Source organism: Enterococcus ureasiticus (genome assembly GCF_001730285.1).
Classification (GTDB): domain Bacteria; phylum Bacillota; class Bacilli; order Lactobacillales; family Enterococcaceae; genus Enterococcus_L; species Enterococcus_L ureasiticus.
Genome location: NZ_MIJZ01000001.1, coordinates 1 through 15134, shown reverse-complemented (window position 1 = coordinate 15134; position 15134 = coordinate 1). Strand labels below are relative to the sequence as shown.

13 protein-coding genes are annotated in these 15134 nt (G+C 36.6%); all 13 read right to left on the bottom strand.

The annotated features are described in order from the left end of the window. Positions 1–81: 81 nt before the first annotated feature. On the bottom strand, positions 82–816 hold the full coding sequence (locus BCR21_RS00065; RefSeq protein ID WP_069644496.1) for a helix-turn-helix domain-containing protein: 735 nt from the start codon (positions 814–816) through the stop codon (positions 82–84). After that, positions 785–1990, bottom strand: coding sequence for a histidine kinase (locus BCR21_RS00060; protein ID WP_069644495.1), 1206 nt, complete (start codon positions 1988–1990; stop codon positions 785–787). The genes BCR21_RS00065 and BCR21_RS00060 overlap by 32 nt, the downstream gene beginning before the upstream one ends. Positions 1991–2160: 170 nt before the next feature. Next, positions 2161–3111, bottom strand: a complete 951-nt coding sequence (gene cutD / locus BCR21_RS00055) for a choline TMA-lyase-activating enzyme (RefSeq protein ID WP_069644494.1) — start codon at positions 3109–3111, stop codon at positions 2161–2163. Positions 3112–3129: 18 nt separating this feature from the next. After that, on the bottom strand, positions 3130–3408 hold the full coding sequence (locus BCR21_RS00050; RefSeq protein WP_069644493.1) for a hypothetical protein: 279 nt from the start codon (positions 3406–3408) through the stop codon (positions 3130–3132). Next, positions 3408–4424, bottom strand: a complete 1017-nt coding sequence (locus BCR21_RS00045) for a DMT family transporter (RefSeq protein WP_069644492.1) — start codon at positions 4422–4424, stop codon at positions 3408–3410. The genes BCR21_RS00050 and BCR21_RS00045 overlap by 1 nt, the downstream gene beginning before the upstream one ends. Positions 4425–4559: 135 nt before the next feature. After that, complete coding sequence (gene cutC, locus BCR21_RS00040) at positions 4560–7100, bottom strand: choline trimethylamine-lyase (protein WP_069644491.1); 2541 nt, start codon at positions 7098–7100, stop codon at positions 4560–4562. A 699-nt stretch (positions 7101–7799) separates the two neighbouring features. Next, positions 7800–8597, bottom strand: a complete 798-nt coding sequence (locus tag BCR21_RS00035; RefSeq protein ID WP_069644490.1) for a MurR/RpiR family transcriptional regulator — start codon at positions 8595–8597, stop codon at positions 7800–7802. 11 nt (positions 8598–8608) lie between these two features. Continuing rightward, positions 8609–9706 carry an agmatine deiminase gene (gene aguA / locus BCR21_RS00030; protein ID WP_069644489.1) on the bottom strand — a complete coding sequence of 366 codons (1098 nt, stop codon included), beginning with the start codon at positions 9704–9706 and terminating at the stop codon, positions 8609–8611. A gap of 100 nt (positions 9707–9806) precedes the next feature. Further along, positions 9807–10745, bottom strand: a complete 939-nt coding sequence (arcC, locus tag BCR21_RS00025) for a carbamate kinase (RefSeq protein ID WP_069644488.1) — start codon at positions 10743–10745, stop codon at positions 9807–9809. Between the two features lie 10 nt (positions 10746–10755). Further along, entirely contained in the window at positions 10756–11847 is a 1092-nt protein-coding gene (gene aguA / locus BCR21_RS00020; RefSeq protein WP_069644487.1) for an agmatine deiminase, read from the bottom strand. Then, positions 11834–13240 (bottom strand): APC family permease, encoded by a 1407-nt coding sequence (locus BCR21_RS00015; RefSeq protein ID WP_069644486.1) that lies wholly within the window; start codon positions 13238–13240, stop codon positions 11834–11836. The genes aguA (BCR21_RS00020) and BCR21_RS00015 overlap by 14 nt, the downstream gene beginning before the upstream one ends. Positions 13241–13333: 93 nt before the next feature. Beyond that, the gene (gene ptcA, locus BCR21_RS00010) at positions 13334–14359 is read right to left on the bottom strand and encodes a putrescine carbamoyltransferase (RefSeq protein WP_069644485.1); all 1026 of its coding nucleotides are present in this window, start codon (positions 14357–14359) and stop codon (positions 13334–13336) included. Between the two features lie 248 nt (positions 14360–14607). Next, positions 14608–15134, bottom strand: a 527-nt coding sequence (locus BCR21_RS00005) for a family 1 glycosylhydrolase (RefSeq protein WP_139125561.1), incomplete at its 5' end; no start/stop codon positions are given.

Here is a 15134-nt window from a genome sequence, read left to right as displayed (position 1 = left end):
ATTATTTTTTTATTATATCATAGACTTAGATTAGTAAATTTTTTATTGTATCGTTATTCCATTATCTACACTACTATTTTCTTATTTGACTACTTCTTGTTTGCGATATTCATGTGGCGTCATTTTTAAATATTTCGTAAATACTCTAGTAAAATAAGAAGAATCTGCAAAACCAACTTCTGTCGCAATTCGATATAATGGCAAATCCGTTTCATGCAAAAGACGACAGGATTCTTCGACTTTCAAAATATTGATATAGTCATTTACGCTGATTCCAAGCTCCTTGCGAAACAATCGGCCGAAATACTGCGGATTTAAATAGACGTGATTCGCAATGTCATCAATTGTTGTCTTTTGCTTAAAATTTTTCTTGATAAATTGAATTGCTTTATTGATTCCTTCACTAAATTGCTTATTGTAACGTTCAGAAAGTGTATATTTCTTTTTGCGCACCATAAACTTATCTAGATGTTGCATCATCTGCGTTTTCGAATAAGGTTTTAGTAAGTAACCCCTAATATTATAGGTCAATCCCTGACTCAGTAAATCAAAATTAGAATAGATAGATGTCCAAATCGTGTAAATTGTTGGTTTGATCTGAAGCATTTCTTTTTGTAATTCTAATCCATTCACACCAGCGACTTCAATATCCATCACAACTAATTCAGGTTGAAACACTCTTGCTTTGCTTAATGCATCAATCCCATTTTGAACTTCGACTACATTTAAATTTTCTCTTTGATAATTTTCCTTGATAATATCTTTAATAAATTGACGTTCTAATTCATCTTCTTCCACAATCATTATATTTTTCATGCACTTCATCCTCTGGTCTTACTATTAATCCTTTTGATGCTGGAAAGATAACCTCTACAACTAACTTGTTTAACGTTTCTACCATTCCAACATGTGCCTGATCTCCTAATAACTCAATCAATCTCGTATTGCTTTTGGCAATTGCCTGTAAAAATTCTTTTTCTACCACCAATTCCCTTTTTCGATCTAAGTGAATTTGTTCTTGAATGGTAATGACAATATTTCCTTTTGTTTCAGACACTGTAAATAATAAGGAAAAATCATCTCTATACTTAGGCAACCTAATTTCTAGCAAGCTTTCTACAATTGGAATCAAAGTCATTACAGGTATTCGATACTCAATCAATTCTTTAGGAAGATCCACTTGATAGGATAATCGCTTCACAGATCTAGTTGTACTAATTTCTAAGTAGTTATTTAAATAGTTAAATGCTTCTTCTAAAGAAACGCAATGATTTTGCGATTGATAATTATAACGGATAACACTGGAAAGCTTAAAAATGGCTTCCTCTAAATCTGGATTCTCATTAAAATGAGCTAATCTTGCTAATGTAGTCAGTGAATTAAATACAAAATAAGGCGTCAACCCTTTGATATTATCCTGATTTTCCATGTGTTCAATTTTTTGAGATAGAATTTTCAGGTTATTTTCAGTCTTCTGTTTTTCTTTTTCTAATTTTTCCATCGTTAGGGTCTGAGATAGAAAAGCCGCAAATACTGAAGCAAAATTTTCAACTTTCTCTAAGTCATCCCCTTCAAAAAGGTGTAAGATATTCATTTTTTCATTTGCACCAGCTTTATTGATGTCAGATACAATCAGTAAGTTGATATCTGTTTCATCTTTGAAAAAAGGGCCAAAAATCAACAAACCTCGTTCGTTTCCGCAGTATTGAAACGGATAGATAAATTTACTTAATCCATAACTACAGCGGTGACAATAGGAAGAAATCCTTTTCTTTCTAAAAATACCGCTGCTTGATGGACAGGAAGAACAATCCATCGCACGTTTACAGAAGCTTTGGTTGGCTTCATTGTTTGTTGAACTCACTTTAGTTAAAAGCTGAAAATGTGGGCGGACCTTAATCGGAAACCTTTTTAATAGCTCTTGCGATTGCTCAATTGTTTGTTGAGAAAGCTCTGAGCTGGTGTAGATAGTGAGATAAACATTTTCCACACAAATTGCTCCTTTTCAGCACAATTTCATTTTACATATAGTATAACATAAATAACATTTGTTGCAATTCTAGCTTTTAGAGTTGCCTTGGTTAAATGATTGTAAGATCTATTAAATGGGGAAGAAACCAACAAGGGGATCAGTGATTTGTATGCTGCATCTGCTTTTTCTTAATGTTTAACGACTCTAATCGGTAAATTAAACTGGGCCATGTATCTTCTGATTTCTTCAAGTTCATCGTCTGTATATGACATATCGACATCTTGTAATGGATAGGTTTGGCCTAATTGTTCATATTTTGCGACTCCTAATTTGTGATAAGGTAAGATATCAATACTTTTAAGGTGACCATTGGTTTGGATTTTTTTGATGTATAAAACGGTCGTTTTTAGCGTTTCCATAGAGTCATTTAACCCTTTTATCAAAGGCATTCGTACTGAAATATTTGCTCCTGCTTGAAATAACTTTTCTAAATTTGTCATAATTCGTTCGTTTCGTGCACCCACTAATTCGCGATGTCGTTCAGGATCAAAATGTTTCACATCAAATAAAAATAAATCCGTCACCTCAACAAATTTCTTCATTGTTTCCCACTTTGTATAGCCACAGGTTTCGATTGCTGTATGAATACCGTTTTGTTTACATTCAGCTAACAGTTCCACAGCGAAATCGCCCTGGTATGTTACCTCACCGCCACCCAGAGTAACACCACCATTTGAACTCATATAAAACAACATATCTTGTAAAATAATATCCATCACTTCTGGAACCGTCATATCTTGTCCCATCACTGTCAAAGAATTTTTTGGACAACTCTCTTCGCAAATACGACAACCGCTACATGAAATTTCTCGGTCAATAAAGTGTTCTTTTTCCCCATCGATCATGGGACGCATTTTGTGGATATTTTTTGGACAAGCCGCAACACAAATCCCACAATCATCACATAATGATTGCTGTTTCATCACTTGAAATCCAGATTCCACACTTTCTGGATTTGAGCACCATTTACACCGTAGCGGACAGCCTTTAAAAAAGACCAGCGTACGAATCCCATCTCCATCATAAATAGAATATTTTTGAATATTAAAGATCCGGGCCGTTTTTTTTACAGGCAACATCTTACTCACTACTTTCCCTTATTTTTTCGGTAAATATTTTCTCAGCATCTCTTTTCCCGCATCATTTATTTGATAGGTCGTCAGCAATTGATTTTGCTCATTGATATACGCATCGGCTTCATCTAATAAGCCATTTTCTTTTAATGCAAGGACATGATCTAAAAATGCTGCTTCATTAAATTGTTTTTCTGTACCATATTCCGGATGCAAACAAGTCATCAATTCTTGAAAATGCATTTTTTTCTCTTCTAATTCTTTTAGTACGCGAAAACGTAACGGTAATAGCGTTTCAGCCATTATATTGCCTCCTTTTTAAAAAACGAAAGTGGATTGACTGAAACCATAATTGCGCCAAAGGTAATCAATAATGCGCCTGCTATAACGGTTGGCGTAATCGCTGAAAAATCTTGTGAAACAACTGCTGAAAAAATGATGCCCCACATAACATACGTACTATTTAGAGCCATTCCTTTAGCAACACCACACATACTATTAGCGTTATACCATTGTAGAAAAGAGACTGCTGCAACTAATGCAGCTAACGCTAAAACAACCAAGGTTTTTGGTGATTGGAACACTTGTTGAAAAACACCAAACCCATTGACTAGCGGCATAACGATCAAGAAAAATGTCAATCCAGAGGTAATATCACGAATCGTAATCGTTACTTTAGGATCTAAAACAGAACCGCCAAAGGCCGAAAGAACACCTTCAAGCCCCCAACCTAAAGCTGCAACGGCTGCACAAATAATGCCTAAATAAAAATTCTCTACATTACCTGCTGGCGGTGTATACGAAATAACAACTGCGCCGACAACACAAATCGCCATTCCCGCCCAAACACGTTGTGTAATTTTTTCTTTTAAGAATACAGCAGAAAGTAACGCTCCAACTACTGGGCATAAGGCAGAAATCGGTACAGCATATGTTGGTCCAGCAAAAGCAATACCTAAAAGATACGCACCTTGCGCAACTGGTCCTCCCATTAAAGCAGCCAAACACGTCATTTTCCCTGGAAATAATTTCAGGCTTCTAAAAATCTCTTTAAGTCTTCCTTGATAGGCATTATAAATAATCAACCAAATCGCCGCTAAAAAATCATTGAATCCCGCAAAAACTAAAGGCAAGGCATAGGCATTAGGTTCATCTGAAAAAAGAAACAATGAAATTGCTAAAGCAAGTAATGCGCTATTCAATCCAAAAAGCAATCCTGAAGATAAACCATTTAACAACCCTTTACGCTCAAAACTGCTTGCCTGTTTCGCTTTTGCTTGTTCAAGAGTCGAGGCACTCAGTTCGTTTATATTATTCATTCTTTTTCCTCCATCTATAAAAAGAATTTAAGAGAAAAGTTGCTTAATCATCCCGCTTTTTGGAATGGACTAAACAACTTTTTTCTCACCATTCTTGAATTTTTAAACTATCTAGAAAGTTCATACTCACCAAAATTAGAAATGCTCGATCATTGTCCGACTGATGATCTCATCTTGAACCTCTTTACATAATTCAACGAAGTACGCACTGTAACCTGCTACACGAATGATCAAATCACGATGTTTTTCAGGTTGTTCTTGGGCTTTCAGCAATAAATCGTTATCGATGTAGCTAAACTGCATCTGTCCATTCCCTAATATTGACGCTGTACGTAAAAGGTTGATCAAACCATTTTCTCCTTCTGGTGTTTCTAAAATTCCCTTGAGTAATTTGAAATTATGCACCATACCGATCGTCATACTTTCAACACCTAATTTGCTGACTGACTTGATGATTGCTGTTGGCCCAAATTTATCGGCTCCTTGGCTTGGCGAAATTCCGTCAGAAAGTGGGACCCAAGCATTGCGCCCATTAGGTGTTGCGGCTGTCATTTCGCCAAACGGTGTATTGTTAGAAATTGACAATGTTCCATGACTCATCTTCGAATAAAGCATGTCATATTGTTGATGTTCTCTTTCTGTCCAGTTAATGATTTCTGCTGCAATCGAGTCAGCGTAGTCATCATCGTTGCCATATTTTGGTGCACTTAAGCAGTCACGTTTGATTTGGTCATATCCAACAAAATCAACATCTAGTGCTTCTTTGATTTGCTTTAATGTATAATTTTTGTCTTCAAACACTAATTTTTTGATGACCACCATTGAGTCTACGTAAGTCCCTAAACCTGACCAGACTAATCCTGGACCATTATTAACGACTGCTCCGCCGTGTGTCACATCTTTACCAGTTTCCATACAGCCTTCAACCATCAATGACATCAGCGGTTTCGGTGCAACTTCTGAATGAACACGTTGACTGATTACAGTGCCGATCGCTGATAAATGGACGATCCTTCTCAATTGTTCTTTCACAGCCTCATCAAATTGTTCGAACGTTTTAAATTGATCTAAATCGCCTGTATCGATTCCTTGTTTAGAATCATGCCACTTCATAATTCCCCGATTTAAAACAAACTCGATTGCAATTGGCCATTGTGTATAACCTGTTGACGTCCATTGATAGATTCTGCCGGATTTTTGCGGTTCTACACAGCCCATTAAACAATAATCACGTGCATCTTCAATCCCGAATCCCTTAGCCAACATCATCTTAATGTGAGAATCATCGAAATGACAAGCTGGGAAGCCCATGCCCGCTTTGACAACTTCAACAATTTTTTTCAAGTATTTTTGCGGTGATTGGTTGTGGATACGGCAAGCTAAGGAAGGCTGATAGACTTTGGTCATACGAATAGCCTCCATGATTGCATATGTCAATTCATTGGTTGCATCGCCACCTGTGCGCTTTACCCCACCAACAGTACAGTTGATAAACGGTTGATACCCGGCAAAGAATTTTGCGCCACCTTCACTGGATAGCCACATGTATTCAGAACATTTGATAAAGAAACAGCCTAATAATTCGATTGCTTCTTTTTCAGTCATTCGTCCTGCTTCAAGATCCGCTTTATACATCGGATAAATATACTGATCTAAACGTCCTAATGAAATCCCAGTTTGATTTTCTTCAATAACAAATAATGACTCCATTGTCCAAATTGATTGCAGTGCTTCCTTAAATGTTTTTGGAGGATTTGCTGGGACGGTTAATAATATTTCTGCTGTTTCTAAAAGTTCTGCTTTTCGAACTGGGTCACTCTCTGCCATTGCCAACTCTTTAGCATAGTCAGATAGGCGTTTAGAATAGTTCAAAATACCGTCACATGTTTCGATTTCAGCTTTATAGAAATAAATTTTTTCGATGTCGTCTGGATTGCTCATCAATAATTCAGAAAGTTTTGTTTCAGCTTCTTCTTTGATTTTATTGATTCCTTTTTTGATCAATAAAATATCATATCCTGGACAAGTGTCACCTCCACCATTGATTTGATGGTAAGATAAATCACTAACAAATGCTTCACCAGAAAATTCCCAAAGTCCAGCTTCTTCATATTGAGACTGACAAACTTCATCTAGTGAACGTGTTTCCCAAAACGGGAAGATATCTTCACGCAAAGTTCTCTTTGTTTCTTCCGTAATTTCAAATGGATCTTGCGGACGTGAATCAATTGTATCAAGTTCATCCAATACCCAACGCCAAGCAATATCTGGAGCAACTGCCCCAGCACGAGGACGTCCACACGGGTGCCCTACGATCAGTTCATTCTCTTGAATTAGTAACGGTGCTGTTTCACATGCATGTTTAAACGCTTTAGCTCGTAAAATAATTTTAGGCATACCCCAATGTTTTTTGGCAATTTCAGTTACTGCTTTAGCGCGATGTGCCGTTACGGAAGGACGAATTGTTAAATAGTGGTCTTTTAATTTTTTTAGCCGAGGGCTAAACCGACTTAATTCATCTCCTGGAAATGTTGAAATATTTGACACCACTACAGGATCGTCCTCTTTTAATTCTTGAATGACACCTGAAAATACTTTGACTAACTCTTGTGAATCTGTACTAGATAGATTTTTTGACGCATCTAGTAATTGTTTTTCTAAAAGTTCATTATTCATTTACTTTTCCTCCTCTATTTTCTTCTAACTGGTAACCATCGAATTTGTTCGCGCTTACATTTTTTGATCAAGAATCTTTTACTTCTATCATTCCTAATATTTTGTGAACCTTCTTATTTCCCTCCAACATAGTTTTTGTTTACATGACTAAGTTTAACTTGTAAAATTCATAGATTTTTTTAAAATAAAGACCTTCTATTGTAAAAAAGAGAGATTGTGAATTACTTTCTTGGCAAGACTTTGTTTTTTTATTCGGCAAGATATTCATACTCTTCATAACAAATTCAAACGAATTCACACTTTTTTCAAGCTTTTTTATGTTTGATTTAATCTATTAAGGTTATAGTTTAATCATAGTAAACAACCAATACATTTGTGGATGAACGTGGTGTTAAAACTCTTTGAGGACTAACGGATGTTTATTCTCGACCTGATGAGGTGTAGGTTCGAATCCTACCGTCCACGTATGTGCAGCTTTTGCACTTGAATATAAATTCGTCACTATAGATGAAAGGAAGGATGTTCTATGAAAAAAATCTTCGTTACAGGAGCAACACTATCAGCAATTACACTTGCAGCCTATTCATTTTTAAAACATACACCGAAACATCAACATGACTATGGCAAACTATAATAAAAAAGTTGTCCTGAACGATTTTGTTCAAGACAACTTTTTTTATTATAATTTTGATAAATTAGTTATTTAAAAACCAAATGATACTCTCCTTCTTCTGCGCTATCTAAATATTGATATAAAATCAATTCAAGAATCGCCAACATTGAAATATGAGAAGTGATTTCCATTTTATTTAAAAAGAGTTCATCCGTAAACACGTAAAAATTAACATCGCTCATATTTTGAACCACGTTATTATCTGCACCTGTGATTGAGACCAATAGCGGATGTATAGCATTTTTTAGATGCTGCATCAACTGAATCCATTCTTCATCTTTTCCTTGATAGGTTAAAATAAACACCATATCCTCTGATTTGATCTGCTTTTGGACAACCACCCGCATTGACTGGTCTTCTGGAAACACTACCAAAAATCCAGCAGCTACAAATAGATACCTCACATACTGCATCAACTGCTTATTCATTCCTTTAGCAAATAAGTATATAATCGGTTTTTTCTTTAAATACTCCCCTACTTTTATCAAACTATTTTTATCGATCACACGAACAGATTCATTGATATTTTTTAGATACTCTTCCCGATAATCTTTTTGGGACACAACAAAGGGACTGATTTTTTCTTCTTTTTTCTGATTCAAAAGAGTATATTTGACGACCGTCGTAAATTCACTATAGCCGGAAAAACCAATTTTTCTAACAAATCGGAGAAAGGTTGTTGTTGAAACAAAGCAATCATCTGCTACTTCACGAATACTTTTATTTTTAATTTCATTTAAGTTTTTTACAACATAATCAAATAGTAGATGTTCATTTTTCGTTAACTCTGAAACGTGAGGGTTTACCACTTCAAAAAAATCCATTTTTTTCCCTCCTACTTATTTTTAGGAACACTTTGTGCAATGCAATGAATATTTCCGCCACCTAATAAAATTTCACGTGCAGGAACACCGATTATCTTACGATCCGGATATAGTTTTTCCAGTAATATTCCTGCTGCTTGATCATTTTTATCATTGAATAATGGATAAACAATACCACCGTTAGCCGTATAATAACTAACATAAGTCGCAGTCAGTCGATCGCCAGGAAAACGGGGCAGCATTCCATTAACGGGATCTACTCCCTGACTTTCTTCGGTTGTGATATACATCGGTTCAGGCATCAGCATTTTATGAATGGTTAATCTCCTGCCTTTTGCATCTGTTTCATTTTTCAATTGTTCATAGGCTGCTTTAGAAATTTCATATTGAGGATCGTCCAGGTCTTCTGTCCAGGTCAGGACGATTTCACCAGGGCGTACTACATTCAACATATTATCGATATCTCCATTGGTTTCATCTAAAAAGAATCCTTGTTTTAACCAGATGATTTTTTCTACATTGCAATATGCTTTCAGAACTTCTTCTATTTCCTCTTTAGAAAGTTTACCATTTCTACCTTCTGAAAGTAAAACTTCTTCTGTTGTATATAATGTTCCGTCACCATCTAAATGAATAGAGCATCCTTCCAAAATAAACTCTTTTAAAGAGTAATAATCGATATGATTAAATTCACACAATTTTTCAGCAATCAAATCATCTTGATCCCAAGGAAAATACAGGCCATCCAACAAACCGCCCCATGCATTAAACCGACAGTCTACTCCACGAATTTCACCCTTTTGATTCATTACATAGATAGGTCCATAATCCTTGATCCAAGCATCATTGTTACTCATTTCCATCACCCGAATAGACTCCGGCAATAGGTGGCGAGCATTCTGATATTGTTTTTTTGAAACCAACATTGTGACAGGCTCAAACATTGCGATAGCTTTGGCTACTTCTACATAGGCTGTTTGCGCCGGTTTTCCACCATTACGCCAATTATCAGCTCGTTCTGGCCAGATCATGTAAGTTTCTTCGTGTAAATTGAACTCTCCTGGTGCAAAAAAACCGTCCTCTTTAGGATTGCTCGTTTTTAATTTCATATGCGGGGACTCCTTTTTTCTTTGTATGTAAGCGATACATTTTTAATATATCAGAAAGAAAGAGTAGAAACTAGTTTTTGTCTCCACTCTTTCTATAAAGTTATGCAGTAATAATGGTCCCTGTTTCTTCTTCTAATAAATTCTTGATATTTTCCAAGGAGGTAATTACTGCTTTGCCGTTGTTATTTTCTTTAATAAACGTTATTGCTGCCAGTACTTTAGGTAACATACTGCCTGGTGCAAACTGATTTTCTACAATATATTTTTCCATGTCTGCTACGGTTACGTTTGTTAACTCAGATTGATTTGGTTGATTATAATTGATGCTGACATGATCAACGCCTGTCAAAATTACTAGCATATCTGCCTGAACCAATTCAGCAATTTTTTCAGATGCAAAGTCTTTGTCTATCACGGCTTCCACACCATAATAGGTTCCATTTTTTATGACTACCGGAATACCTCCTCCTCCACCTGCAATCGTAACGACGCCATTTTCTACTAATTGTTCGATCACAGGATATTCGACAATATCGATTGGGTTTGGTGATGGAACTACTTTCCGAAATCCTCGACCGGCATCTTCTACATAAGTTGCAGCTGTCTGCTTTTTCTCTGCTTCCATTTCTTCTTTACTTAAAAAGGGGCCAATTGGTTTACTTGGTACCTGAAAAGCTGGATCGGTTTCGCTGACAACGACTTGCGTTAAGAGCGTTGCTACATTTTTAGAAATATTTCTTTTTTTCAGCTCGTCCACTAATGCATTTTCAAGCCAATAGCCAATGCTACCTTGAGTCATTGCAACTGCCGTATCCACTGGCATTGCGGGATTTTTATCGGTAGCACTCAATTGCTGCTGCAATAATAAGTTTCCAACTTGAGGTCCATTACCATGCGTGATGATCAGCTCATGACCAGCTTCAATGAAATCAGCTAAATAATACGAAGTGTGTGCTAAAGCTTTTTGTTGTCCTCTAGCGCTGGGATCAGTTGTTAAAATAGCGTTTCCTCCCAGTGCAACTACAATACGTTTTTTCATGTATTCCACCTCATTTTGGTACTTGTTGGGTAATGCAGTGAATGTTTCCGCCACCTAAAAGAATTTCTCTTGCAGGCACTCCAACAATTTTTCTATCAGGATATAGTTCTTTTAATAAATCGATTGCCTTTTCATCATTTGGATCATCAAATAGTGGTAAAATGATACCGCCGTTTGCCGTATAATAGTTTGCATAGCTAGCAGCTAAACGATCTCCTTTTTCTCTTGGCAAAGTTCCTGCTACTGCATCTACCCCAAAACTTTCTTCTTCTGTGATCAAGATAGGTTTTGGCACATATAATTTATGCACTACAAGCTTACGGCCTTTAGCATCTGTCTCTTTTTCTAAAATAGCCAAACATTCTTTTGAAATTTCATATTGCGGATCATTTTTGTCATCCGTCCATGCCAAGACAACCTCTCCTGGTTTCACAAAATTAACAATATTGTCTACATGACCATTGGTTTCATCTAAATAAATTCCACGTTTCAGCCAAATGATTTTGTCTAATGACAGATATTCTTTTAATACTTGTTCAATTTGTTCTTTAGAGAGTTGCGCATTTCGGCCTTCCGATAATAAACATTCTTCTGTGGTGATCAAAGTTCCTTCACCATCAACATGAATCGAACCACCTTCTAAAACAAAATCATTTAAACGATACCGATCAAGCCACTCTACTTCACAAATTTTTTGTGCTACTTGGTCATCTTTATCCCAAGGAAAATATAAACCATCTACTAAACCGCCCCATGAATTAAACGTCCAATCCACGCCGCGAATTTCTCCTTTATCATTTTTAACAAAAGTCGGACCACAATCTCGAACCCAAGCATCATCATTTGCGATTTCTACGACACGTACTTCTTCTGGCAGCATATGGCGAGCATTATCATATTGCTCAGCAGATACGCCAACGGTTACTGGTTCAAATTCATTGATAGCAACAGCTACATCGACAAATGTTTTTTGAGCTGGCTTCCCTCCATTACGCCAATTATCTGGTCGCTCCGGCCATAAAATATACACACCTTGATGCGCTTCAAATTCTCCCGGCATACGGAAGCCGTCTTTTTTAGGTGAACTATCAATTGTTTTCATGTTCTAAACTCCCTTTATCTTGAATTTTTTTATCCGTTTCTTTTGCATACTCCTTATCGCCCAAACGAATACAGATTTCACCAATAATCGTTGCTGCAATTGTTCCAATCAAAATTGGTATTTTCTCAGCATATTCTTTGCTTGACAAAGGAACGATCGAGAAAAATAAAGTAATGACTAACAACGTTAAAGGAACATAAGCGATGATTTTTAGTAAAACAGAACCTCCAGGAACTTTAAATGGGCGTTCTTTATCTGGATCAATTTTGCGTAGTTTTAGAAATGCAGGGAACATCATAATATACGAAACTAATAATGCCACCACATTTAAAGCGAAAAATGCCCAGAAAATATTTTCATTTGGAATAAAGGGTGCTGCAACCACCAACACAGAAGCCACAATACCATTCATAACGGAAGCTCCGATCGGCATTTCATTTTTAGGATTCTCTTTCGCGAATACTTTTGGCATATCATGATTTTTAGCCGCATAAAACGCAACATAGTTAACCCCTAAAGCCCAAGAAATCAGGTTTGCAGCTAAAGTATACATAAACAACAACCCAATAATGATCACAAACGGATTGATCCCACCGACTAGTAAGATAAAGCTATCGATCAAACCACCCGAAGTCGACAATTGATCTGCTGGCACCGCGGCCCCCATTCCAAATGCAGCAAACAAATAGAAGAACGCAATTAAAATACCGCCATAAATGATTGCTTGTGGAATTTGTTTTTTGGGATTTTCCATATCACTAGCTAAGGTTGTTACCACTTCAAATCCCAAAAAGTTAAACAAAATCACTGAAATAAAACTTAAACTATTCAAATCGAAGGTCGGCAGCAATGCTTTACCTGAAAAATCATTCGCCATACCTTTCGTTATTGCATGATAAATACCTAATACACCTAAGCAAACCATAATAGCTACTTTAGCAAAAGCAGCCAGATTCAAAATCCATTTGCTATCACTCACTGGGTAACAACTGATCAACGTAACACTCCAGATAAAGACTAACTGAAATAAGATCAAAACTGGTGCTCCAACTTCTAATCCGAAAATTTGTGTCATAACCTCTGTAAAAAGAACAGCCAAACTTGCCATCCAAATTGGAAAATTAATCCAATAAAACCAGGCTACACGAGCACCCCATCGTCGTCCAAAGGCCATTTTCACCCAATCATAAATACCTCCGTCTCCAGTATATGTCGTACCTAATTCAGCTGAGATCAATCCATATGGCAAAAAGAATAAAATTAATAAAATTCCCCACCAAAAAAATTGTGATGAACCAATAGCAGCAGCTGGAGCTGCAGATTCAACAACAAGTATGACAACTACTGCCATTAGAACTGCGTCAAACAACCGAAATTTCTTTTTTTCTTTCATGTTTTGTACGCACCTTTCATTAAAGAACAAAAATAGAAGCAGAGACCTTTTGTTATTGCTATACACTACTTCTACCTCGCTCTTTATCCAAAATCACTCAGCAACTACAGCGTTTCTCAGCATCAATTCAAATTCTGCATCATAGAGCTCACCAACTGCTTCACTTGCATAATCTAAGTAGGGATTCATGAAATAGACCAATAAAGAACGCATTGCCGTTAATCGATTTTCAGCTTCATCCAAAACAATTGAATAAGGTGCATCTAAAACTTCATCGGTCACTTCTTCACCTCTCGATGCAGGTAAACAGTGTAAAAATTTAACATGTGGTGCAGCCATATCGATCAAAGCTTGGTTCACTTGATATTTTGGATAGAATGTCGCCATCCGTTCTTCTTCTGATAGTTCAGCTTCATATAGGCCATACCAAACGTCCGTATAAATAAAATCAGCATCCTTCATTGCTTCTTCTGCATTTTCTGTGATTAACACACTACCGCCAGAAACTTCTGCATTTTTTCGACCGATTGCTGCCGTTTCTTCTTTTATTTGAAAGCCTTTTGGACCGAATTGAACAAACTCCATTCCCATTTTAGTTGCCATAAACATTGTAGATACACACACCTGAGTAGCATCTCCAACAAAAACGATTTTACAATCACTTAGTTTTTTCCCTACTGGCAAGTGCTCAGTCATTGTAATAATATCTCCTAATTCCTGTGTTGGATGATTGTAGTCACTCATACCATTGATAACTGGAATTGTTGCATCTTTAGCTAGATCCACAATTGTTTGATGACGTTCCACTCGTGCCATTAAAATATCTACTAAACGAGATAACACTCGAGCAGTATCGCCTAAAGATTCATGTCCGCCTAATTGAATTTGACCTGGAGCTAAATATTGTGCATGACCACCAAGTTGAGTCATTGCTGTTTCAAAAGATACTCTAGTGCGAGTTGATGATTGCTCAAAGATCATTCCCAACGTTTTATCTTTTAAAAGGGGCGGATAATAGCCATTTTTGATTGCTTCTTTTAATTTCAAAGCCAGTTGGATCATAAAATCGATTTCTGTTTTTGTAAAATCATTTGTATCGACAAAATCTCTTTTTTTCATCGTCTTTTCCACCAATCTATTTTTGATTTGTATTGTCGGATTCCTCGAGTTTTCCTTTTGACGAGATAAGCATACCTCTAAGCTCATTATTTTTAAAGCGGTTTCGAAATACTTGATGAAGAGAAAAGCAGCTTGTATTTTGTTCCATTTTGCGTAACAGGTTACACTGATCGGTATACAGCAAAAAAGGTAAGAACGAGTATACAAAAACTCGTTCTTACCTTTTAGTATTTTATTCGAAAATAGGTCTAATTCGTCAAATCTTCCCCATTTGTCGCAATCACTTTTTTATACCAGTCAAATGATTTTTTCTTCGAGCGTTTCAAGGTACCATTCCCATCATTATCACGGTCTACATAGATAAAACCATAGCGTTTTTTCATTTCTCCTGTTCCTGCTGAAACAAGATCGATACAGCCCCATGTGGTATAACCTAGTAAATCTACACCATCAAGCTCTACCGCATCTTTCATCGCTTGGATGTGCGCAGCTAAATAGTCGATACGATAATCATCGATCACGTTGCCGTTTTCGTCTGGCGTATCTACTGCTCCTAAGCCGTTTTCTACGATAAACAATGGTTTTTGGTAACGGTCGTACAAGTCATTCATTGTCACACGTAATCCTAATGGATCAATCTGCCAGCCCCATTCACTTGCTTCTAAATATGGATTTTTCACTGAGGCAAAGATATTTCCTGCTGTTTGTTCATTGATCGCAGGATCAGTCGATTGAACGCGTGATGAATAATAAGAGAATGAAATAAAGTCTACTG

Coding starts and splice junctions, on each gene's coding strand:
- BCR21_RS00065 (WP_069644496.1), bottom strand. CDS start 816: ATGAAAAATATAATGATTGTGGAAGAAGATGAATTAGAACGTCAATTT.
- cutD (WP_069644494.1), bottom strand. CDS start 3,111: ATGTTGCCTGTAAAAAAAACGGCCCGGATCTTTAATATTCAAAAATAT.
- BCR21_RS00050 (WP_069644493.1), bottom strand. CDS start 3,408: ATGGCTGAAACGCTATTACCGTTACGTTTTCGCGTACTAAAAGAATTA.
- BCR21_RS00045 (WP_069644492.1), bottom strand. CDS start 4,424: ATGAATAATATAAACGAACTGAGTGCCTCGACTCTTGAACAAGCAAAA.
- cutC (WP_069644491.1), bottom strand. CDS start 7,100: ATGAATAATGAACTTTTAGAAAAACAATTACTAGATGCGTCAAAAAAT.
- BCR21_RS00035 (WP_069644490.1), bottom strand. CDS start 8,597: ATGGATTTTTTTGAAGTGGTAAACCCTCACGTTTCAGAGTTAACGAAA.
- aguA (WP_069644489.1), bottom strand. CDS start 9,706: ATGAAATTAAAAACGAGCAATCCTAAAGAGGACGGTTTTTTTGCACCA.
- arcC (WP_069644488.1), bottom strand. CDS start 10,745: ATGAAAAAACGTATTGTAGTTGCACTGGGAGGAAACGCTATTTTAACA.
- aguA (WP_069644487.1), bottom strand. CDS start 11,847: ATGAAAACAATTGATAGTTCACCTAAAAAAGACGGCTTCCGTATGCCG.
- BCR21_RS00015 (WP_069644486.1), bottom strand. CDS start 13,240: ATGAAAGAAAAAAAGAAATTTCGGTTGTTTGACGCAGTTCTAATGGCA.
- ptcA (WP_069644485.1), bottom strand. CDS start 14,359: ATGAAAAAAAGAGATTTTGTCGATACAAATGATTTTACAAAAACAGAA.